The 19685-nt window shown below is 61.2% G+C and carries 17 protein-coding genes; 8 read left to right on the top strand and 9 right to left on the bottom strand.

What is annotated here, in order from left to right; genetic code table 11:
* Window positions 1-21: 21 nt before the first annotated feature.
* From GMO_RS08535 to pspA, 4 genes are read right to left on the bottom strand one after another with little or no spacing between them, the layout of a single operon-like run.
* Entirely contained in the window at window positions 22-1365 is a 1344-nt protein-coding gene (locus GMO_RS08535) for a DUF4097 family beta strand repeat-containing protein (RefSeq protein WP_008851962.1), read from the bottom strand.
* A gap of 2 nt (window positions 1366-1367) precedes the next feature.
* Window positions 1368-2759 (bottom strand): hypothetical protein, encoded by a 1392-nt coding sequence (locus GMO_RS08530; protein ID WP_008851961.1) that lies wholly within the window; start codon window positions 2757-2759, stop codon window positions 1368-1370.
* Complete coding sequence (gene pspB, locus GMO_RS08525) at window positions 2756-2992, bottom strand: envelope stress response membrane protein PspB (RefSeq protein ID WP_008851960.1); 237 nt, start codon at window positions 2990-2992, stop codon at window positions 2756-2758. Before pspB ends, GMO_RS08530 begins: the two co-directional genes overlap by 4 nt.
* A gap of 26 nt (window positions 2993-3018) precedes the next feature.
* Window positions 3019-3702, bottom strand: coding sequence for a phage shock protein PspA (gene pspA / locus GMO_RS08520; protein WP_008851959.1), 684 nt, complete (start codon window positions 3700-3702; stop codon window positions 3019-3021).
* 112 nt (window positions 3703-3814) lie between these two features.
* On the opposite strand from pspA, the gene pspF reads away from it, so the two are divergent.
* From pspF to cysC, 5 genes are all read left to right on the top strand, one after another.
* Complete coding sequence (gene pspF / locus GMO_RS08515; protein WP_008851958.1) at window positions 3815-4861, top strand: phage shock protein operon transcriptional activator; 1047 nt, start codon at window positions 3815-3817, stop codon at window positions 4859-4861.
* Window positions 4862-4894: 33 nt separating this feature from the next.
* Window positions 4895-5080 (top strand): hypothetical protein, encoded by a 186-nt coding sequence (locus GMO_RS14195; protein ID WP_139064416.1) that lies wholly within the window; start codon window positions 4895-4897, stop codon window positions 5078-5080.
* A 74-nt stretch (window positions 5081-5154) separates the two neighbouring features.
* Complete coding sequence (locus GMO_RS08510) at window positions 5155-5835, top strand: phosphoadenylyl-sulfate reductase (RefSeq protein WP_040508746.1); 681 nt, start codon at window positions 5155-5157, stop codon at window positions 5833-5835.
* Window positions 5836-5900: 65 nt separating this feature from the next.
* Window positions 5901-6695 (top strand): sulfate adenylyltransferase subunit CysD, encoded by a 795-nt coding sequence (gene cysD, locus GMO_RS08505; protein ID WP_040508835.1) that lies wholly within the window; start codon window positions 5901-5903, stop codon window positions 6693-6695.
* A gap of 2 nt (window positions 6696-6697) precedes the next feature.
* Complete coding sequence (gene cysC / locus GMO_RS08500) at window positions 6698-8578, top strand: adenylyl-sulfate kinase (RefSeq protein WP_008851955.1); 1881 nt, start codon at window positions 6698-6700, stop codon at window positions 8576-8578.
* A 79-nt stretch (window positions 8579-8657) separates the two neighbouring features.
* Here cysC and GMO_RS08495 read toward each other — a convergent pair whose 3' ends face one another.
* Together GMO_RS08495 and GMO_RS08490 are read right to left on the bottom strand one after the other, a co-directional pair.
* The gene (locus GMO_RS08495; protein ID WP_008851954.1) at window positions 8658-9461 is read right to left on the bottom strand and encodes an aminotransferase class IV; all 804 of its coding nucleotides are present in this window, start codon (window positions 9459-9461) and stop codon (window positions 8658-8660) included.
* A complete protein-coding gene (locus GMO_RS08490; protein WP_008851953.1) occupies window positions 9458-10810 on the bottom strand; it encodes an anthranilate synthase component I family protein in 1353 nt (450 codons plus the stop codon). The genes GMO_RS08495 and GMO_RS08490 overlap by 4 nt, the downstream gene beginning before the upstream one ends.
* A gap of 259 nt (window positions 10811-11069) precedes the next feature.
* On the opposite strand from GMO_RS08490, the gene GMO_RS08485 reads away from it, so the two are divergent.
* Both GMO_RS08485 and GMO_RS08480 read left to right on the top strand, forming a co-directional pair.
* A complete protein-coding gene (locus tag GMO_RS08485; protein WP_008851952.1) occupies window positions 11070-12476 on the top strand; it encodes a sugar porter family MFS transporter in 1407 nt (468 codons plus the stop codon).
* A gap of 155 nt (window positions 12477-12631) precedes the next feature.
* Window positions 12632-13165, top strand: coding sequence for a hypothetical protein (locus tag GMO_RS08480; RefSeq protein WP_008851951.1), 534 nt, complete (start codon window positions 12632-12634; stop codon window positions 13163-13165).
* A 45-nt stretch (window positions 13166-13210) separates the two neighbouring features.
* Here the strand turns inward: GMO_RS08480 and GMO_RS08475 are convergent, their stop codons facing one another.
* From GMO_RS08475 to GMO_RS08465, 3 genes are all read right to left on the bottom strand, one after another.
* On the bottom strand, window positions 13211-14536 hold the full coding sequence (locus GMO_RS08475) for a UDP-glucose dehydrogenase family protein (RefSeq protein WP_008851949.1): 1326 nt from the start codon (window positions 14534-14536) through the stop codon (window positions 13211-13213).
* A 71-nt stretch (window positions 14537-14607) separates the two neighbouring features.
* Window positions 14608-16512, bottom strand: a complete 1905-nt coding sequence (locus GMO_RS08470) for an AsmA family protein (protein WP_008851948.1) — start codon at window positions 16510-16512, stop codon at window positions 14608-14610.
* A 143-nt stretch (window positions 16513-16655) separates the two neighbouring features.
* Window positions 16656-18254, bottom strand: coding sequence for an OprO/OprP family phosphate-selective porin (locus GMO_RS08465; protein ID WP_245528468.1), 1599 nt, complete (start codon window positions 18252-18254; stop codon window positions 16656-16658).
* A gap of 335 nt (window positions 18255-18589) precedes the next feature.
* Here GMO_RS08465 and pstS point away from each other — a divergent pair, with 335 nt between their 5' ends.
* Window positions 18590-19606, top strand: a complete 1017-nt coding sequence (gene pstS, locus GMO_RS08460) for a phosphate ABC transporter substrate-binding protein PstS (protein WP_008851946.1) — start codon at window positions 18590-18592, stop codon at window positions 19604-19606.
* Window positions 19607-19685 lie beyond the last annotated feature (79 nt).

Here is a 19685-nt window from a genome sequence, read left to right as displayed (position 1 = left end):
TTCCCACGTCAAAACATTGTCTCAGCCGTGACGGCTTTGCGGGTGCTCAAGGTCGTGAAACTGGCGTTCCAGCGCGAATTCGGGTGACGTCACGAAATGTTCGATCCGTGATATCCGTGGCTCCATGCGGTTCAGGCGGTCCTGGAGGCGCGCCAGCGGATGCCCGGCCGGAAGGGGAGCGCCTGCTGTCTGGGCCTGGCGGTATTGCCTGTCTTCCCGCAGGGCCGTGCGGAGAGTCTGCCAGAAGAGGCCGACCTGCTGTCCGACAGACCGGGGTTCGCTGCCCTGCTGGTGAAACTGCTGCCGGAAAAGCGCGTATCCCCGCGCCAGTCGGTCGGTGGCATTCGTGAAAGGGTATTCGCCCGTCGCCCGGTAACGACGCCATGCCTTGACCGCCCAGATGATCAGCAGAACTTCCAGGATAATTTTCAGCACCGGATGATGGGAGTCGTCCGAAGCCGTCAGGGTGACCGTGACGGGACGGGGAGGAGAGGGCGGGGCAGGCGGCGCTGGTGGTGCGGGCAGTGTGCTGTCATGCGCGGAGACGGTGGTGGCGTCCCAATCCGGCTGAAAGGCGTCCATCACATCCGAAACGATGTCGGAGAACATCGACGATTTTTCTGGGGCGGCAGTGGTTGTGGCCCTGGCGCCCTCCTGATTCCGGACGTGCAGGCTGCCGGAACCGAACACGCCCGTTCGCAGGTTGTCGGTCACGCGATCAAGAATGATATTACCGCTGCCGAGTGTTTCGAGATCGGCGTCCTGCGCGGTGACATGAGCGGTGATGGTTGTGGAGCCATAGGTCCGGATACGCAGATTGCCGATATTCCCTCCGAGCAGCCGGATATGCCCGGTTCCCATGGCCATGATGCTGGCACTGGGCGTTGAAAGGCTGGAGAGGGTCAAATTTCCCGAAGAAAAACTCCGGATCGTGACCGGCCCCGTTGCAGAGCCGAGGGATATATCCCCCGATCCATGAATGTTCAGGTTCAGCGTTCGAACGGAATCGGCCTCGACTTCGCCATTTGCCGTGGTGCCGCTCAGATCTCCATCCACGCCATTGATGGTGTAATCGGTCCGGCCATGTCCCGAAGCGAGGTGAATGTCGGTCCCCCGGCGGATCTGGATCGTGGCGCTGTCCAGATCTCCGCAGTCATGAACCGGTAGATGAAAGGACGTGGTTTTCCCCCTGCTCCGGAGCAGGTCCTCCGGGCCACTAATAACGCGTGGCACCTCACCCCCAAGAACGGTCAGACGGGACAGGCAGGTCGGCCCGAGTGTCAGCGTGTCCGCACCGGCCGGATGGAAAGACAGAAGGCCGGCTGCGGCAAGCAGCGTTGCGGGCAGAAACCTGCGGGGGATCATTGTCAGTTCCCTTGCTGTGGAGCGCTTGATCGGGGCGTGGAAGGAGCGGTTCCATCCGGCTGGATGGTGGTCTGCGTCTGTGCCGGGGGTGTCGCGGTCTGGCCGGGGAGCGGCGCAGCCGTTTCAGGAGCCTGCTCTGCGGATGGCGCCTGTGACGGCGATGACGATTCGCTGGTCCTGTTCCCGTTTGTCCCGGTTTCCGTGGACTGCCCAGCCGGCGTGGTGGGGCGGGACGTGGTGTCTGGGACGGCCGCTGATGGAGTCGCTGGCGAAGTTGTGGATGGAGCGGCCTGGGTCGCCTGCGGCCCGGTATTTCCTGCACTCGCCTGACCCGTTTGGGCCTGTTCCGTTCTGGTCGGTGCCGTCTCGGCGGGAGGGGCCGTGACGGATGTTGTAGTGCCTTTTCCGTTTTCGTCCGGAGCTGCTGGCGTGGCTGGAGGCGCCGGAGTGACCGGAGCCTGCGAAGCCGGGGGCTGACCTGCCGGGGCCTGACCTGTCTGTGAGGCGCTTCCGGTTGTTGGCACGGGAAGGGACGGCGCGGCCGGAACCGGCGTCGTGGGCGCGACAGGGGTGGTCTGTGGGGCCGTTGCGGCCGGTGGCTGTGCGGACGACGGGGTTGGCGTCGGACGATACACCACGCCGTTCTGGGCGCCGACATGAATGGTGCCGCTTCCCGAGCGCACGATCGGCCCCGTGACCTTGTCGATATTGACGTCACCGCTGCCATTGGCCGTCACCGTGGCGACGGTGGCCGTTCCAAGAATTGTGGCGGTGGCCTCGTTGGTGGTGATGAGCGTGAGGGCGTCGATCGTGCCGCCCCCGAGGCTGAGCGAGGAATTCTGCGAAAGCTGCGCTGAGAAGGCTGCAAGCTGCACCGTATCGGCTGTCAAGCTTGATGTTCCCGACGCCACGACCTGCCCGGCCCGCTGAAGCGACTTGATATAGACGTTGGAAGATCCACGCATGCTCAGATCGAGGGACTGGGTGTCGTCGATCTCCATCGTGTTCGAATCGAGGGACGCATCTAGGGACGCCAGAGCCCCGGTCACGATGAAATGGGTGTCATGACTGTCATGAATGGACAGGCCGGTATTGGGGGAAATGCTGACCGTCACCTTTCCGTTCGGCGAGCAAGACTTGCTGCCGATCGTGATGCGGCTGGACGCTTCCTCCCGCGCGGCGTGCATGGTCACCTGCGTTGCGTTGCTGCTGTCGAGGGTCGCACCGTCCTGCATGTGCGGATCCACGATGACCTTGACCATTCCCGTGCAGGGAAGGGACAGGTCGAGCTCCTCCCCCGAGAGGGTGACGCGCGCTGCGCGTGCGGGATGCATCAACGCCATCCCGGCCAGCGAAGCCAGGAGTGCGGAACGAAAGACGGTGCGGGACTTCATCGAGAACTCCTTGCTCTCCAGCCCGGGATATCCTCATCAAGGATCCGTTCGAGCTGGTCGATCCTTTCTTCGAGACGGGCCGCATGGGCCTCAGCCTGTGTCAGGGCACCCTGAAGGACAGGGTCATCTGATCGCGGTTTGCCACGGACAGCATACGCGATCATGCGCACGATATACATGGTGGTCCCGAAGAAGAGGACGATCGCCACAAGGGGAATCGCATCGTCATGCATGAGAGATGTCTCCTGTCATGGCGTCGTCAGGCTTCCCGCGGCTGCCCGGCCAGTTTGCGTTTGAGAGCCTCGAACTCGCTTTCCACCGCCGCGTCCGTTTCCAGTTCCGCCAGTTCGGCATGCAGGGATGGGCGATCTGAACGCCGCCCGAGATCATAAGCTTCCGCCCTGCCTTCCAGTTCGTCCAGTGCACGCTCTACCTGAGCGAAACGGCCCAGTGTGTCGTCAATGCGGCTGTCATGGAGCGTCTCGCGGGTTTTCAGGCGGCCCTGCGCCGTGCGGGTCCGGATGGAGAGGGCTTTTTCCCGTGATTTGGCGTCGGCCAGCTTGGCCTGAAGCTTGGCGATATCGTCATTCTGGTGGTCCAGCCCTTCGGAAATCAGCGCGATCTGCTGTTCCAGCGTTTCGCGCGACTGTCCGACCGTATGGCGGGCGGCGAGGGCTGCCCTGGCAAGATCGTCCCTGTTCCGCTCGATCGCGAGGGCAGCCTTGCGATGCCATTCGTCTTCCTCATGGCTCATGGTGCGGGCACGCCGCTCGAGCTGCTTGCGCTCGGCAATGGTGCGGACTGCCTGACTGCGGACCTCGACGAGCGTGTCTTCCATTTCCTGGATGACGAGACGGATCATTTTCTGCGGATCCTCGGCATTGGCGAGGATCGCATTCAGATTGGAGTTCACGATGTCGGCGAGGCGAGAAAAAATACCCATGACGCTTTCCTTCCTGATTTCGGGTCTAGGACAGATCTGGCTGTCTTGTCAGTAGAGCTGTTTTGGTACTGTTATGGTTTCGACAGGATTGTGTGGCGAAAGAGACCAGTAAATGGTGCGATCGACTGAACTGGATGACGTTCCGACCCCGCTGGGGCAGGATCCGGCCTTTCTGGCCATGCTGGATCACGTTTCCCGTCTGGCACCGCTGCGCCGTCCGGTTCTGGTGATCGGGGAGCGGGGGACGGGCAAGGAACTTGTGGCGGCCCGTCTCGCCCTGCTGTCGGACCGGTGGGACCGGCCGCTGGTGAAACTCAACTGCGCCGCCCTGCCTGAGGCCCTGCTGGACAGTGAACTGTTCGGTCATGAGGCGGGGGCCTTCACAGGCGCGCAGAAACGCCGGCAGTCCCGTTTCGAGCGGGCGGATGGCGGTACGCTCTTTCTGGACGAGATCGGAACGGCTTCGCTCTCCGTGCAGGAAAAACTGCTGCGGGTCATCGAATATGGCAGTTTCGAGCGTGTCGGCGGGAATGAGACGATCCGTGTGGATGTGCGTCTGATTGGCGCCACGAACGCCGATCTTCCCGCCATGGCGCGTGAGGGGCGGTTCCGTCCCGACCTGCTGGACCGTCTGGCGTTCGACGTCATCACCATCCCGCCTCTTCGAGCGCGACCGGAGGATATTCCCCTGCTGGCCGGGCATTTCGCAACGCGCATGAGTTCCGAACTCGGACGAGACCTCTTTGCAGGCTTTACAGATCATGCCCTGCAACGGCTCCGGGACTATGACTGGCCGGGCAATGTCCGCGAACTGCGGAACGTGGTGGAGCGCAGCGTTTACCGCATGGATCGGTCTGACCGTCCGCTGGACGACATCGTGCTTGACCCGTTTGTCACGCCGGACTGGACCAGCGCCCCCCCCGCTTCTTCCGTGAGGACCGTCACGAACAGCGAGGTCGCGCTGACCTTCCCGCTGGATTTCACGGACAGGATCCGCGGTCAGGAGCGCCTGCTTCTGGAAGGGGCCCTGCGTGACGCACAGTTCAGCCAGAGGCGGGCGGCGGAGCTGCTGGGTCTGACCTACTACCAGTTCCGGCATCACCTGCGTGTGCATGGTCTTTCGGATAAGGAAGCCCGGAAAGCGCTCGGCAAGAAGTGAAGTCTGTGTCATGCCAATCAGGATGCAGAAACCATGCCAAACGATATTTTCAGGGCATCCTGGAAAGAAAAAGGAAGTTTGTGCGGCTTTTCTGGGGCCGAGGACTGGAGTGAATGGTCTAAAACACCACAATATGAAGATGAAAAATGGCGTTTTTTCTCAATGTCTGGTCAGTGGAAATTAACGATAAAATATAGTTCAACAAAATATATTCGTTGAATGTTTCGTTCTCTCTCCCTATGTGTCTGGCGTGTCGTACACTGGCACGCCTGATGTGGATACGGATGCAGGGAATGCCTCTTTCACCAGCGGAACTGAAATTTCTTCAGCATGTCCCCGAAGACCTCGTCCTGCGGGAAACACTCGATCTGTGTCCCGGGCGTGTGGCCGTGATTTCTTCCTTTGGTGCGGAATCGGCGGTCCTGCTGGACCTCGTGGCGCAGATTTCACCATCCGTGCCGGTCTTCTTTCTCGATACGAAGCGGCACTTCCCGGAGACCCTGGCGTATCGTGACGAACTGGTGCGTTTTCTGGGGCTGACGGATGCACGGACTCTCGCGCCGTCTCCGAAAGAACTGACAGAGCGCGATCCGCAGGATCAGCTCGCGGCGTTCGATCCGGATGCCTGCTGTGCCCTGCGTAAAGTGGAGCCGCTGGACCTCGTGCTGCCGGAATTTGACGTCTGGATCACGGGGCGCAAGCGCAGTCAGGCCAGTACCCGCGCGGCCCTGCCGGTCGTGGACCCGCAGCCGGACGGGACGGTCAAACTGAACCCGCTTGCAGGCTGGGGGCCGGAAAAGGTTGAAGCAGCCATGAGAAAGCGGGCGCTGCCCCGGCATCCTCTGGTTGCAAAAGGTTACATCTCCATCGGTTGCGCCCCCTGTACAAGGGTCGTCAAGGATGGGGAAGACGGACGGGCTGGTCGCTGGGCCGGTCTTTCCAAGACGGAATGCGGTATCCATCGGCCTGCATGAACGGAACCGACATGACTATGGAGCGGAAAATGACGCGGACACAAACCCTGGCGGAACCGCGCGTCATGGATGATCTTGACCAGCTCGAAGCACAGAGCATCTTCATCCTGCGTGAAGCCTACCGGAAACTGAAACCCCTGGCCCTGCTGTGGTCGCTTGGCAAGGACAGCAATGTCATGGTCTGGCTGGCGCGCAAGGCGTTCATGGGGCGCGTGCCGTTCCCTGTCATGCATGTCGATACCGAGAAGAAATTCCCGGAAATGTATGCGTTCCGGGATGAATACACGAAAAAATGGAACCTCGACCTGCTGCTGGGATACTGCCCGCCGGTTGAGGAAATCGATCCTTCCCTTCCATCGGCTGCCCGCTCTGCCGCGCGCAAGACGGCAGGTCTGGCCAAGCTGATTGACGAACACAAGTTTCGTGGCGTCATTGCGGGTATCCGCCGTGACGAGCAGGCGACGCGCGCCAAGGAGCGTGTTTTCAGCCCGCGTGGCGCCGGTCATCGCTGGGATGTCCGTAACCAGCCGCCCGAATTCTGGGATCAGTACGCCACGCCTTATGAGGACGGCATGCATATTCGTGTCCATCCGCTCCTGGCCTGGCGTGAGATTGACATCTGGCGCTACATCGAGCGCGAGGGCATTCCGCTGGTGGACCTGTATTTCGCGAAAGATGGCAAGCGCTACCGCTCGCTGGGCGACAAGGACATCACCAGCCCCATCGAGAGCAACGCTGCCACCGTAGCGGAAGTCATTGCCGAACTGGAAAACAGCAAAACCTCCGAACGCGCCGGCCGGGCCATGGATCATGAATCCGAAGATGCGTTCGAGCGTCTGCGCGTGGCGGGGTACCTGTAAAAATGGGCGATATTACTGTGAGCGAGACCCTTTCCGCGGCCCATCGCGCCGCCGCGACGCCGATCGTTATCGTCGGCCATGTAGATCATGGAAAATCCACCCTGATCGGGCGTCTGCTGTATGATACGGACAGCCTTCAGGACGGAAAGCTGGCCCAGATCGTCGAAAGCAGCCGCAAGCGTGGCTTGGCCGTGGAATGGAGCTTCCTGCTCGATTCCCTCCAGATCGAACGCGATCAGGGTGTTACGGTGGACTCCACGCGGATTCCCTTCCGCCTGGGCTCCCGTGAGTTCGTGATCGTTGATGCGCCCGGTCATCGTCAGTTCCTGCGCAACATGATCACCGGCGCTGCCGATGCTGAAGCTGCCGTTCTGGTGGTGGACGCCAAGGAAGGTGCGCAGGAACAGACGCGCCGCCATGCCATGCTGCTGCGTCTGATCGGAATCCGTCACGTCATCGTGCTGCTGAACAAGGCCGATATCGTCGATTTTGACGAAGCGAAGATTGTGAAGGTCGAGTCGGACGTTCGTCAGCTTCTCGGGCGTCTGGAAATCGAGGTCGAAGCTGTCATCCCGGCTTCCGCCCGCGACGGGGACAACATTGCCAGCCGGTCGGAACGGTCCGGCTGGTACAAGGGCCCAACCCTGCTGGAAGCGCTGTCCAACGTTCCGCCGCCATCTCCTCGTCTGGCGTTGCCGTTCCGGATGCCGGTACAGGATGTCTATCGTTTTGACGGCGTGCGCTATGTTGCGGGCCGGATCGAGCGTGGCACTGTCCGGGCGGGTGATCGCTTGGTGATTGGCGCGCAGGGGCAGGTTGCAACCGTGGCGGAAGTCTGCCGCTGGCATGCGCCGGAACTGCCGGTTGCCGGTGCGGGCGAGTCCATCGCCCTGCGTCTGGAGCCGGACCTCGTGCCCGATCGTGGCGATCTGCTCTTTCCCGCCGATGACCAGGCAGCTGCGCCCGAGCGTTCGGCACGTATCCGCACGCGCCTGTTCTGGCTGCGCGCCGAACCGCTGCGTGTCGGTGAGAGCTTCACGCTGCGGCTGACGACGGCCGAGCATGACGTGACGGTTGCCTCCATCGATGCAGTGGTTGATCTGGATGACCTGACGCTGCGGGCCGGGGACAGCGTGCCGCCTGACGGATTTGCGGAAATCACGCTGGCGGCCTCCCATGCCGTGCTGTTTGACCCGTTCGTCCCGGGACTGGGCGACGGTCGCGGGGTTCTGGTGGATCGGCACCAGCGCATCGTGGGGGGCGCGCCGCTGCTGGGACCGGCGGAACTGGATGATGGCGTCCATGCCATTCACCCGACGGCAAGCCGTGTATCCGTGGCGCAGCAGGCGCAGAGCCGTGGCCATAAGAGCGCGGTGTTCTGGCTGACGGGCCTTCCGGGGTCTGGCAAGAGCACGGTGTCGCGGTCCGTCGAGGTGGCGCTGGCCGAACAGGGCGTAAAGGCAACGGTGCTGGACGGGGACACGCTTCGGGCGGGTCTGTGCAGTGATCTGGGTTTCTCGCCGGAAGACCGGCGTGAAAACATCCGTCGGGCCGCCCATGTCGCGAAGATCCTCGTCGAGAGCGGTCAGGCTGTGATCGTGGCGCTGGTGTCCCCGCTTCAGGCGGACCGTGATCTGGCGCGCCAGATCATCGGCGAGACGTTCCATGAAGTCTATGTCGATACGCCGCTGGAAACCTGTGAGAAGCGGGATCCGAAGGGACTGTATGCCGCTGCCCGTTCGGGAAAGATCGCGGAATTCACGGGGGTTTCGGCACCCTATGAAGCGCCTCTGTCTCCGGAACTGCGGCTTGGGGCTGACCGGTCCGAGAAGAATTCCGTCAGTGAACTGACAGGCTTCATCCTGCGCGTGGTTCAGCCGTAAGGTTTCGCCGTTTACTGAGAAAGCCCTCTTTCCTGACGGAAAGGGGGCTTTTTTCATGTGGGGCCTTCCGGACTGAGCGTCAGCCTCCGAACAGGAACCGGCGCAGGCGCTGATCCTCTTCCGGGCACAAGGAAAACGCCCTTTCCTCGATCGCCCGAACTGGGATCAGGGACAGGGCATTGACCAGCCACATCTCCGTTACGTCCGAGAGCTCTTCCGGACGGATGGATTTTTCGTGGCAGAAGCCGCATTCCAGCAACCGCGCCCGGGATGTGCCGGGAAGTGGACCGTCTTTCAGGGGAGGCGTAAAGAGCGCGCCTTTCTGACGGTAAAGCAGGTTGGCAGCGGTGGTTTCCGCAATGGCGCCCGTTGTTCCCAGCAGGAGCGCATCCTCCCATCCGGCGGCAACCGCCTCCATCCGGGCCATGATGGCGGGTAGGTAAGCCAGCGATTTGACACATCCCAGAGGTGAGTCACCCTCCCGGCGATAACGGCTGATTCCCAGGCGGACGGAAGGCGGGGCAGGTCGTCCGGTCGCTGTCTGAAGAAGAACCGTCGGTCGGGGTGTGACAGGAGGCAGGATGCCACGTGTTCCCGGTCCTCGCGTGACGGTCAACCGCAGAACGCCTTCGCGCAGATCCGTGGCTGCCAGCAGATCAAGGGCTGCCTGTCGCAGGGCTGGAAGGTCCGGGGGTAGAAACATCAGAACCGCACAGCCTTTCTCCAGCCGTGCCAGATGGCGGTCATAATGGGGGAGTGCGCCTTCGGAAACCCGAATGGTTTCAAACAGTCCGTCTCCAAGCTGAAAACCGCGGTCCATCGGAGAGATCCGGGCATCATCCGGATTCAGGATCTGACCATTCAGCCAGATGGGAGAGGTCATGAGCCAAAGACTTTCAGAAGCGGTGCTGCTTTGAGGCACATCTCGTCATACTCCCGTGCCGGATCGGACAGCCACGTAATGCCGCCTCCTGCCCCGATGGAGAGCCGTTTGCCCTGTCGTTCAAGGCTGCGGATTATGACGGAACTGTCCATCGCTCCATCATGCCCGATCCGGAACAGGCTTCCGCAATAGGCTCCCCGACTGGAGGCTTCAAGCTGATCGATGATTTCCATGGCTCTCTTCTTGGGCGCGCCCGTGACCGAGCCGGGCGGCAGGGTGGCCCGCAAAAGGTCAAAAGCATCCAGCCCGGGACGAAGCTGCCCCTCCACGCTGGATACCAGATGCAGGACATGGGCGAATCGCTCTACGGTCGAAAGCTGCGGAACCGTGACGGAATCGAGGCAGGAAACGCGTCCGATGTCATTGCGCATCAGATCCGTGATCATCAGGTTCTCGGCCAGTTCTTTGTCATCGGCCGCCAGAAGCGCGGCATTCCGGGCCTGTTCCATCGCCGTCTGGCCGAGAGGGGCGGTTCCCTTGATGGGGCGTGTCTCGATCCGACCTGGCGCCGACAGGGAAATGAAGCGTTCGACCGATGCGCTCAGAAGAGAAAAATCCGGTGTGCGGAAATAGGCTCCGAAGGGTGCGGGTGAGCACATCCGCAGGGTCTGATAGGCCGTCAGTTCGTCAAAGTCCGGCGGACAGGGTGCTGTCCAGCGCATGGTCAGGTTGGCCTGAAAGATGTCTCCTGCTGCGATGAATGCTCTGACCTGTCGTACGGCTTCCATCCATGCGTCACGGGACTGGTCTGGCTGGAAACGAACGGACGGACCCGATAAGGCATGACCGCGTAGTGGAATGGCTGGAGCGGGTTTTTCCTCCCCGCAGATCCACCAGCAGCGTCTTTCCAGCCTGTCAAACGCCAGGACCGTGCTGAAGGAGGCTGCCAGCAGGGTCGGCGCTGCAGGAATATGACGGGACGAAATCTGTTCCAGCGCCAGCCCGGCTTCATAAGAAAACAGTCCGACGATGCCTCCGGTAAACGGGATGGCACTGGCTGCTGTCTGCCAAGAGGACTGCGAGGCCAGTCGGGCCATGTCCCGCAGGTGCCACCACAGGTCTCCCTGAACGGTGCGACCGTTGCGAAGAAACGTTTTCCCCCGAGCTGTCAGGGTTTCGTCCGGATCCAGGCAAAGAAAAGACCATCGCGCCCGCGCGTCTGTTTCCTCGCCGCCGCTATCAAGGCAGACGCCCCAAGGCTGCTGTGCCAGCAGGAGGAGGAGATCATCGGACGCGCTCCACGGAATTTCGGTAACGGGCAGGGGGAAAGGCTCCTGATCTGGGATCAAAATGTGACGTGAAACATCCAAGACGCAACGGGTGTTTATCGCGGCTTTTGCCGTGCATCCAGAAAGCTCATGCTCCCCGCAAAGTACGCCGGTCGAAGCGGGAAACTAGTATTTTCACATTCCTGAAATTTTTCCTCACTAAATTTTCACACAAAAAAAGAAAACCTTCACTTTTGTGATGTGATTTTCTAAAAGCTGTAGCGTTAAAGAAAGAAGTTACGTCTGAATACGCCCTGCGGCATCGCAAGAAGGTACCCCGATGCAGGACATGACCCTCCCCGTGGACAGCAATTCCCTCGACATTTCCCGCAAGCTGAGCGGACATGCTCTGACCAATTTCATTGCGGCTATCTCTGCGACAGGAGGGCTGCTCTTCGGTTATGACACCGGCATCATCTCCGCAGCGCTGCTCCAGCTGCGCGAGCAGTTCCATCTGACCACGATGGGATCGGAGATCGTCACGTCCGCCATTATTTTTGGTGCTCTGGTCGGCTGTCTTGGCGCAGGCGGAATATCCGACAGATTCGGACGTCGCCGGACGGTCATGATCGCTGCTGCCCTTTTTCTGGGCGGCACACTGGTGGCGTCCTTTGCGCAGAGTGTTGTCATGCTCGTCCTGGCGCGCCTGGTGCTGGGGCTGGCGATCGGTGCAGCGTCCCAGATCGTGCCGATCTATATCGCTGAGATCTCGCCTCCGGCGCGGCGGGGACGTCTCGTTGTCGGGTTCCAGCTGGCCGTTGTCTCGGGCATCACGGTTTCCTTCTTTGCCGGGTATTTCCTGAGGGAGAGCAGCTGGCGCATCATGTTCGGCATCGGCATGCTGCCTGCGCTGATCCTGTTCATTGGTATGGCCTTCCTGCCCAACAGCCCCCGCTGGCTGGCGCTGAAAAACAAAAAGGAAGAGGCGCTGTCCGTGCTGCGGCGCGTACGCTCTTCGGAAGAAGAAGCCTGCGCGGAACTGGACGCCATTCTCGAAAACCATGACCAGCAGGCGCCTTGGTCGGAACTGGCAAAGCCATGGGTCCGTCCGGCACTGGTGTCGTCCGTGGGGATCGCCCTACTGTGTCAGTTGACCGGCATCAATGCCGTTCTGTACTATGCTCCGTCCATTTTTGCTGACGCAGGGTTCGGTCAGGATTCAGCCCTTCTCACTTCCGTGGCTGTCGGGCTGGGCATGATCTGCGCCACGATTTTCGGAGGATGGGCCGTCGATAACTGGGGGCGCCGCACGCTGATGCTGCGTCTGCTACCCGGAGCGGTGATCTCTCTTGCGGTCCTGGGCACCATGTTCTCGCTTCATCTGACGAGCGGTGCAGGCGCGTGGATCACGGTCATCGCCATCATGGCATATACGATTTTCAATACCGGAAGCCTGTCCGTGGCGATCTGGCTGGTGGGCGCGGAAGTCTATCCCCTGTCCTGCCGTGGCAAGGGCATGAGCCTCGTCGCGGGCAGTCACTGGGGGGCTGATCTGCTGATTTCCCTGACCACCCTCTCGCTCGTGGAGGCGCTGGGCGCGGGCAAGACGTTCTGGCTGTTTGCCGTGATCAACGCATTCGCCTTCTGGTTCGTCCTGCGTTATGTGCCAGAGACCAAGGGGCAGTCTCTTGAAGAACTGGAACGCCGCCTGCGCAACGGTACGTTCGCGCCCATCGCGCGTTCCTGATTTTTCTGCCACAGCAGCGCTTTTACGGCCCGGTCGCCTCATGGCGGCCGGGTTTTTTTATGGCACCCCGTTTCTGGTTCCGTTCCGCGGCCTGTAAAAGAATGCCGGTACAGACATGGCCTTGACGGTCGTGGAAGCATTACGGGACAGACGGGATGAAAACTGCGCTGGTGTTGGTTTGGGCCATTCTTCTGGGCGTGATCTGGCCCATTCTGGCCCGGAATATCGGCGCAACCGGCGCGGGCGTTCTGGTTTTCCTGGTCATGACGGTTGGGGGATTTGCCGCGTGGGTTCTGTCCGGTGTGGTCATGACCTGGAAGCAGCCCGGACGTCTGGTCTGGGCCGGATATGTGGGAGTGGGTGCTCTGGGAACGATGCTTTTTCTGGGGACGGCCGGGCTTCACTGGCCACTCTATATTGCTTGGAATTACAAAGCGATCTGGCATGACATCGCGGTCTCTGGTCCACCGGGAAAGCGTTTCGCTGTCTGGGATGTGACATGTGGGTCATGCCTAGCTCCCCCGGAAGAGCGTGTGATTTTCGATGAAACCGGGAACTGGGTCCGTGGCGCCCGGACCCGGGATGCCCTGCCGCGAATGGGACATGGCGACATCCATGCACAGGCGGATTACTGCGCCATTGATCGAAGACGTGTCATTGGCCATTTCTGGCTTTGTACGTCCGGATAACGGTCAGCCATTCTCGGGATCTGGATATGGCCGGATCCGGCGCTATCAGGGTCTCCCGATGGAGCGGTAGTCAAAGCCTGCCTCGCGCATGATATCCGGACTCCAGATATTGCGCAGATCCGCGATGGCGTTGCCGCGCATGGCGTCGCGCAGGCGTTGCGGATCAAGGGCGCGGAACATGTTCCACTCCGTCAGAACCACAAGCATATCGGCATTCTGGGCGGCATCCAGTGCGTCATCGCAGTAGCGGATGTTTCCGGGCAGGAGCGGGCGGGCGCTGGTCATGCCTTCGGGGTCGAAAACCTGAAGTTCCGCACCGGCCTCGTACAGACGCGTCAGGATCGGCAGGGAGGCTGCTTCGCGCATGTCGTCCGTATCGGGCTTGAAGGTCAGCCCGAGGATGGCGATGACCTTGCCCTGGACGTCTCCGCCCGCCTGAGCGATGATCCGCTCGGCCATATGGGTCTTGCGGGCTTCGTTGACCGCCACCGTGGCTTCCACGAGACGGCACGGTGCTCCGGCATCCCGCGCGATGGCGGTCAGGGCCCGCGTGTCCTTGGGGAAGCAGGAACCGCCATAACCCGGCCCCGGGTGTAGGAACCGCCGCCCGATCCGCTGGTCCAGGCCCATGCCACGGGCAACGTCATGGATGTTGCCGCCCACTTTTTCGCACAGATCGGCCATCTCGTTGATGAATGTGACCTTCATCGCAAGGAAGGCGTTGGCCGCATATTTGGCCAGCTCCGCCGTTTCCAGATCGGTCAGGACGATCGGGGCCTCGATCAGGTAAAGCGGACGGTAAAGCTGCTTCATGATGTCCCGGGCGCGCTCTCCGCCATCAGGGCCGGATGTGTCGATCCCGATGATGACGCGGTCAGGGCGCATGAAATCGCTGATCGCGCTGCCTTCGCGCAGGAATTCGGGATTGGAAGCCACGTCAAAAGTCAGGTCCGGGCGGGTCTCACGCAGGATTCGCGCCACTTCCCGTCCTGTCCCGACGGGAACGGTGGATTTCGTGACCACGACGAGATCCCTGCTGGCCGCGCGGGCGATCTCTTTGGTCGCGGCATAGACATAGGTGAGGTCGGCGTGACCTTCGCCGCGCCGTGTCGGTGTCCCGACCGCAATGAACACCGCGTCAGCTCCCGCGATGGCGGCTGCCAGATCGTCCCCAAACGTCAGACGTCCGGCCTGGGTGTTGCTGGCGACAATGGCGTCCAGCCCGGGTTCGTAAATGGGGATGCGGCCTTCCCGCAGGGCCGCGAGCTTTGCCGGGTCCCGCTCGACGATGGAGACATCACTGCCGAATTCGGCAAAGCAGGCGCCGGACACCAGCCCGACATAGCCGCCACCAATCATCGCGATACGCATAAGCTAAAGCACTCTCTCCTGCCGATCCTGCTGTGAATAGCCGGGGGCGAAGAGAGGAGCAAATGAAGCGCTCAGCGCGTGGGCCGCGCGCAGGCGTTGGACGCAGCGAAACCCCGCAGGGCGGGAGGCAGGCGGGTCAGGGCATTGGAATCCGCCAGCAGGTTGCGTCCTTCCTTCGACCATGACGCCAGGGAAAGGCCCGGATTGTCGAACCGCCCGCTGACCCGGACGGGAACATCAAGGGCAAAGAAACTGGTTGAGAAGGGGCGGCTGGCGAAAACGAGATCCAGCCAGCGCCTGTTGAGGTCGAAATCCGCCTTGGCGGCCACGATACCCTCACCTGTCCGGATCCGGAGTGGCGCCACAGTACCAACGCCCTGATGCAGTTGCAGAACACCCAGCATGCAGGTGATGGGTGTTACACCTTTCGCATGACGGACCAGAAGACGCAGATCCATGGATGCCGCCTCGACGATCTCGCGGGCAATCTCACCCTTCTCCATGCTGACGGCAGCAATGACATCCGCCTTGCGAGAGGCTTCGTTCAGTGTGCGGACATGAGCGGCCTGCGCGATGACGCGAAGTCCAAGAGTGCCGTTGACCGGAACCGGAGCAAGCTCCGCCACCCGGCGGAGGTGGTCAATGTCACCATGGGCCAGGGCGACTTCCGCGTTGATGCTGGCTGCATTTCCATCAGCGTCAATACGTCCCTTCGCGTTCAGCGTGGCGCCGACATATTCAAGCCGGAGCAGCGGGATTTCGACACGCCCCGGTGTCTGGGAAGCTTCAATTTTCAGGTTGGAAAAAATCAGTCTGTTATAGAGAAGCTGTTCCGTCGTCAGGGTGGCGTGCAGGATCGGATCGGGATGAAGCGGCGCCAGAAGTGGCAGGTCGGTTTCCGGTCTGAGGGATGCCTCGGCTTTCCGGGGCGTTCCGCTGCCCGACAGAACCGGCATCAGGCTGTTGATGTCCAGTGTCGTGAAGCCGAGATCGGCCGTGATGATGTCGGGATGTCCATGCATACCTTCGAGAAGATCGAAGATTCCACTCTGGATGGGGCTGTCCTGAACGGTTCCGCGGGTGTTGGCGAAATGCCAGTCATTACCCTGATGGATGAAGTCACCCGTCATCGTTAGTTTCATCGGAGCATGAGCCGTCATGCCAGCAACGGCGAAGAGCGTGGCGGAGGTCGGCGTGGCGACAGTCACGTGACCCTGAACGCCGTCAAAATTCATGGGATCAGTCAGGGTGCCATCAAAATCGGACGTCATGTCGCCGGACGTGACATGCGCTTTCGTCCCGTAAGGCTCGGGGATACGCCGCAGATGCCGGATGGACTGCATGTCGGCCGTTATGGCGACCGGTACGTCGTTGTAGGAGCCAGAGAGGCGCATGATGAGGGGAGCGCTGTCACTGGTGGACGCAAACGTAACGTGCTGGAGCCCGACCCGGTATGAGGCGCCGCCTGCCGTGCGATAGGTGACGTCACTGTCGTCAATCGTGGCGTCCCGCAGCCCGGGCATCCAGTGTATGTCCGGTTTCGGGGCGGGATGGCGGGCAGGGGCCGGGTGGTGCAGTTCTTCCATGGTGGCGCCGAAACGCCAGTTCGGAAGATGTTCGGGGGTGCGTTCGAACAGGCCGGAATACCGGGAGATCGTGACGTTGCGCACTTCCGCCGGTCCGTGCAGCAGACTCATCAGGCGCAGCTTGGCATGAAGATGACCCAGGGACATCATGTCCGGGCGCGTGCCCCCGGGGATGTTGGCAATGTGGAGGTCATCCATCGTTACGTCCATCCACAAACCCGGCTGCACATGGACAGCCCTGACCCGGACAGCACGTCCCGTGGCTTTCGAGAGTTTCTGCACGACCAGCGCGGAGAAATCGTGATGACCGACCCATGTCCAGCCGCCCCACAGGGCAAGGGCTGTCAGGACTATGGCGCCAAAGAGTGCACCAGAAAACCAGCGTAACACGTTGTCTTGTCTTTCCAGCTGCCCGCAGAACTGGCGGACCATACCGGGAAGTGTTTGTTTTCGGGAGGGTAAATAAACAGAAACGGAGGTTCCGACCGGAACCTCCGTTTCTGTTGCGGCGGTTTCTGAAGAAACGCTGAACCCTAGAAGGCCGCTTGGACGCGGGCTGCGATGGAATTGCCGGTGCGGCCATTGATGTTTGTGGCCTGGGTACTGCGTGACACGATGAAGTGGCTGTAATCCAGCATGAAACGGAAATGGCGGTTCGGATACCAGTTCAGGCCGCCGGTCCAGACCGTCTGCTGGCCACCCCGGATGACGTTCTTGGAATTGGCATCGTTCAGGCCGCTGTTGAGATCGAGCACGCTGTAATGCCCGACGACTTCAAGCGCACCCCAGTGGTTCAGGGCCGGATTGAATTCCTCGTCTGCCTTCACGCCCGGCGCGCTGAATGCGCCTTCCTTGATGTTGTACATGCGCGGATCACCAAAGATCGTATAGGCGGCAGAGCCGTACCAGCCTTGGAACCCGGCAGATTTCAGACCTACGCCGGAACGCTGGACGCCGACGTGATAATACTCGCCCTTGATGAGAAGGCGACGCCACCGGACGCCGAGTTCCGGACCGGCTGCCCAGACCTGGGCCGCGTTGCTGATAGTGCCTGTGGCGGCCAGATTGGCTTCCCCGATATCGAATTCAGGACGCTGGCCGAAGGATGTGGAACGGGAGCAGTGATTCGCATCGGTGCCCGTATTGCAGGCGACCCTGAAGGCGGAGACGGCGGAGGCGCCGACATGCAGGTCAACATCTTTCGTGACCACCGGCCGTCCGGCAACACGGAAGGTTGCGCCTGTCTGACTGTCGACGGTGTTGCCGCTGCCGCCACCATAATAGGTTGAGCCATTGTCGGAGGGGTTGCGATGACCCCATTCCTGTCCGGTGAAGTACCCGGCGATCCACCAGCGCTTGTCATAATGCAGTCCGCCGACGCTGAAGCGTGCGTCACCGGCAGAGATGTTGCGCACCATGTCCGTGATGCTCGGGCGCTCCAGCGTGAAGAAGTCGTTCGAGCTTTCGGAGTCTTCTTCCGTCACGCGGGGCTGGAAGTATCCGACCGTCAGGATCGTGTTGTGCAGTCCGGTATAGTTGAGGTTGCCTTCATAGAGTCCGACATAACCGTCATTGTGGTTGGCTCCGAAATCCGGAGTGATGGCCGCGACCCAGTTCTTGTAGCGGAAGGTGAACGGAATGCGCAGGCGCCGCATGTTGGACGTGAAGCTGTTGAAGGCGCCGCGTGTTTCCCCTGACCGTGGACCGGAATTGAAGAAGCCACCAAAGTCCTCATGGAAGGCAAGCCCGATTGAGAGGGCATAGGCCCCGTCAGCAGACTGGATCGTGGGGCGTCCGTGCGGGAAACCGATCTTCATGCCACCGACCGAGACTTCCTCATCCTGCGCGGAGGCACGCTGGAAATCGGCCCAGGAGGAAATGTCGCCGCGGTCAGATGGCGGACGCTCAGTCTCCGGGCCACCCGTCCCGTGGCGGACAGTTATCAGCGGCGTGTTGGTGGCGGGCTGTGAGTGGGCGAGATACTGCGCGCGCTGGCGATAGGGGGCGTTCTCGGCTTCTTCGCGCTGCTTGACCAGAATGGCCCGAGCCTGCCGGACCTCCTCCGCATGTTCTTTTTTCATGGCGGCCAGCTGGGACTGCATGGCCCTGATCTGGCGTTCCATGATTTCCATCTGGTCCGCGGCCTGCGCGCTGTGCGGAAGCAGCAGGAAGGAAGCCACGAGAAACGTGCTTGAGAAAAGGGAAAGCCGGGGAAACGGAGGGGACATTGCCGGGTCGCATCCTTCGGAGGACGGGAAGGGGTTCGGCAGGTGAGTTATCCCAGTCTGTTCCAGAATGAACGGGAAGGTTTCATGACAGGATGATTGCAGTTTCGTGACACTGCTCCGGCCTTGCCGAAGAGTTCCTGATCCGGTCAGGAAAACTATTCTGTATTCTTCCCCTGTTTCCGCGATCATGCTCCCGCTACTAAGGGGCAGTTTTCTGACCAAGCCCGTGAGGGATCAGCATGACCATGAGCAGACTGGCGCTTTTCGGATTTCTGATGATGGGGATTCTTCTCCCGGCGGCGCCACAGGCCGCACGGGCACAGGACATCACGGGCGCCGGCTCAAGCTTTGCCGCTCCCATTTACGGCGCCTGGGGGCTGGGAGCGAAAGCAGCGACCGGCATTGCCGTCAATTACCAAACAGTGGGTTCCGGTGCAGGGCAGGATCAGGTCATGGCCCGCACGGTCGATTTCGGCGCGTCGGACAAGCCTCTGACGGGATCACGTCTGGAGGCGGAGCATCTTTATCAGTTTCCGACGGTGATGAGCGGGATCGTTGTGGTGGCGAATGTTCCCGGGCTGGCGCCGGGACAGCTGCGGCTTGATGGGCCTGTACTGGCCGCGCTGTATGACGGCAGCATCACGTCATGGAATGATCCGCGCATCCAGGCCCTGAACCCGGGCCTGACGCTGGCGGATGCGGAAGTGGCACCTGTCCACCGTGCTGATGGCTCCGGGACGACTTTCGTATTCACTTCCTACCTCGCGCAGGTTTCTCCGGACTGGAAACGCAGGTTTGGCGCCGGGACGGCCGTGGCCTGGACAGGAGGCGCCGGCGCACGCGGCAATGACGGAATCGCCGCGATGGTGAAACAGACGACAGGTGGCCTGGGATATGTTGAATATTCATACGCTGCGCAGAATCATCTCGACATTGTCCAGCTGAAAAACCGCTCCGGCGCGTTTGTCAGGCCCAGCCTGTCGGGGTTCGCGGCAGCGGCTCAAGCCGCGGACTGGCAGAAAGCGGATCATTACGGGATCAGTCTGCTGGACATGAATGGTCCAGCCTCATGGCCGATCGTCACTGCAACATTTGTCCTTGTCCCGACGGATACGCACGACGCGACAACTGCCCGTGCCGTCCATGACTTCTTCGCATGGGGATTCGCACACGGAGACGCGGATAATGCGCGCCTCGATTACGTGGGGCTACCCGAAACGGTGAAGAACGATATTCTGACGCACTGGCCACGGTAAACGTCTCATTTTTCCCGCAAGGGAAAATATTCCTGTCCCTCAGGGCTGGTCAGGTCAGGCAAAAAGGCGTTGAGTGCGG

Source organism: Gluconobacter morbifer G707 (assembly GCF_000234355.1).
GTDB lineage: Bacteria > Pseudomonadota > Alphaproteobacteria > Acetobacterales > Acetobacteraceae > Gluconobacter > Gluconobacter morbifer.
The sequence above is the reverse complement of the archived record's forward strand: the minus strand, read 5'-3'. Positions and strand labels throughout refer to the sequence as shown.

Coding starts and splice junctions, on each gene's coding strand:
- GMO_RS08535 (WP_008851962.1), bottom strand. CDS start 1,365: ATGATCCCCCGCAGGTTTCTGCCCGCAACGCTGCTTGCCGCAGCCGGC.
- GMO_RS08530 (WP_008851961.1), bottom strand. CDS start 2,759: ATGAAGTCCCGCACCGTCTTTCGTTCCGCACTCCTGGCTTCGCTGGCC.
- pspB (WP_008851960.1), bottom strand. CDS start 2,992: ATGCATGACGATGCGATTCCCCTTGTGGCGATCGTCCTCTTCTTCGGG.
- pspA (WP_008851959.1), bottom strand. CDS start 3,702: ATGGGTATTTTTTCTCGCCTCGCCGACATCGTGAACTCCAATCTGAAT.
- pspF (WP_008851958.1), top strand. CDS start 3,815: ATGGTGCGATCGACTGAACTGGATGACGTTCCGACCCCGCTGGGGCAG.
- GMO_RS14195 (WP_139064416.1), top strand. CDS start 4,895: ATGCCAAACGATATTTTCAGGGCATCCTGGAAAGAAAAAGGAAGTTTG.
- GMO_RS08510 (WP_040508746.1), top strand. CDS start 5,155: ATGCCTCTTTCACCAGCGGAACTGAAATTTCTTCAGCATGTCCCCGAA.
- cysD (WP_040508835.1), top strand. CDS start 5,901: ATGGATGATCTTGACCAGCTCGAAGCACAGAGCATCTTCATCCTGCGT.
- cysC (WP_008851955.1), top strand. CDS start 6,698: ATGGGCGATATTACTGTGAGCGAGACCCTTTCCGCGGCCCATCGCGCC.
- GMO_RS08495 (WP_008851954.1), bottom strand. CDS start 9,461: ATGACCTCTCCCATCTGGCTGAATGGTCAGATCCTGAATCCGGATGAT.
- GMO_RS08485 (WP_008851952.1), top strand. CDS start 11,070: ATGCAGGACATGACCCTCCCCGTGGACAGCAATTCCCTCGACATTTCC.
- GMO_RS08480 (WP_008851951.1), top strand. CDS start 12,632: ATGAAAACTGCGCTGGTGTTGGTTTGGGCCATTCTTCTGGGCGTGATC.
- GMO_RS08475 (WP_008851949.1), bottom strand. CDS start 14,536: ATGCGTATCGCGATGATTGGTGGCGGCTATGTCGGGCTGGTGTCCGGC.
- GMO_RS08465 (WP_245528468.1), bottom strand. CDS start 18,254: ATGGAAATCATGGAACGCCAGATCAGGGCCATGCAGTCCCAGCTGGCC.
- pstS (WP_008851946.1), top strand. CDS start 18,590: ATGACCATGAGCAGACTGGCGCTTTTCGGATTTCTGATGATGGGGATT.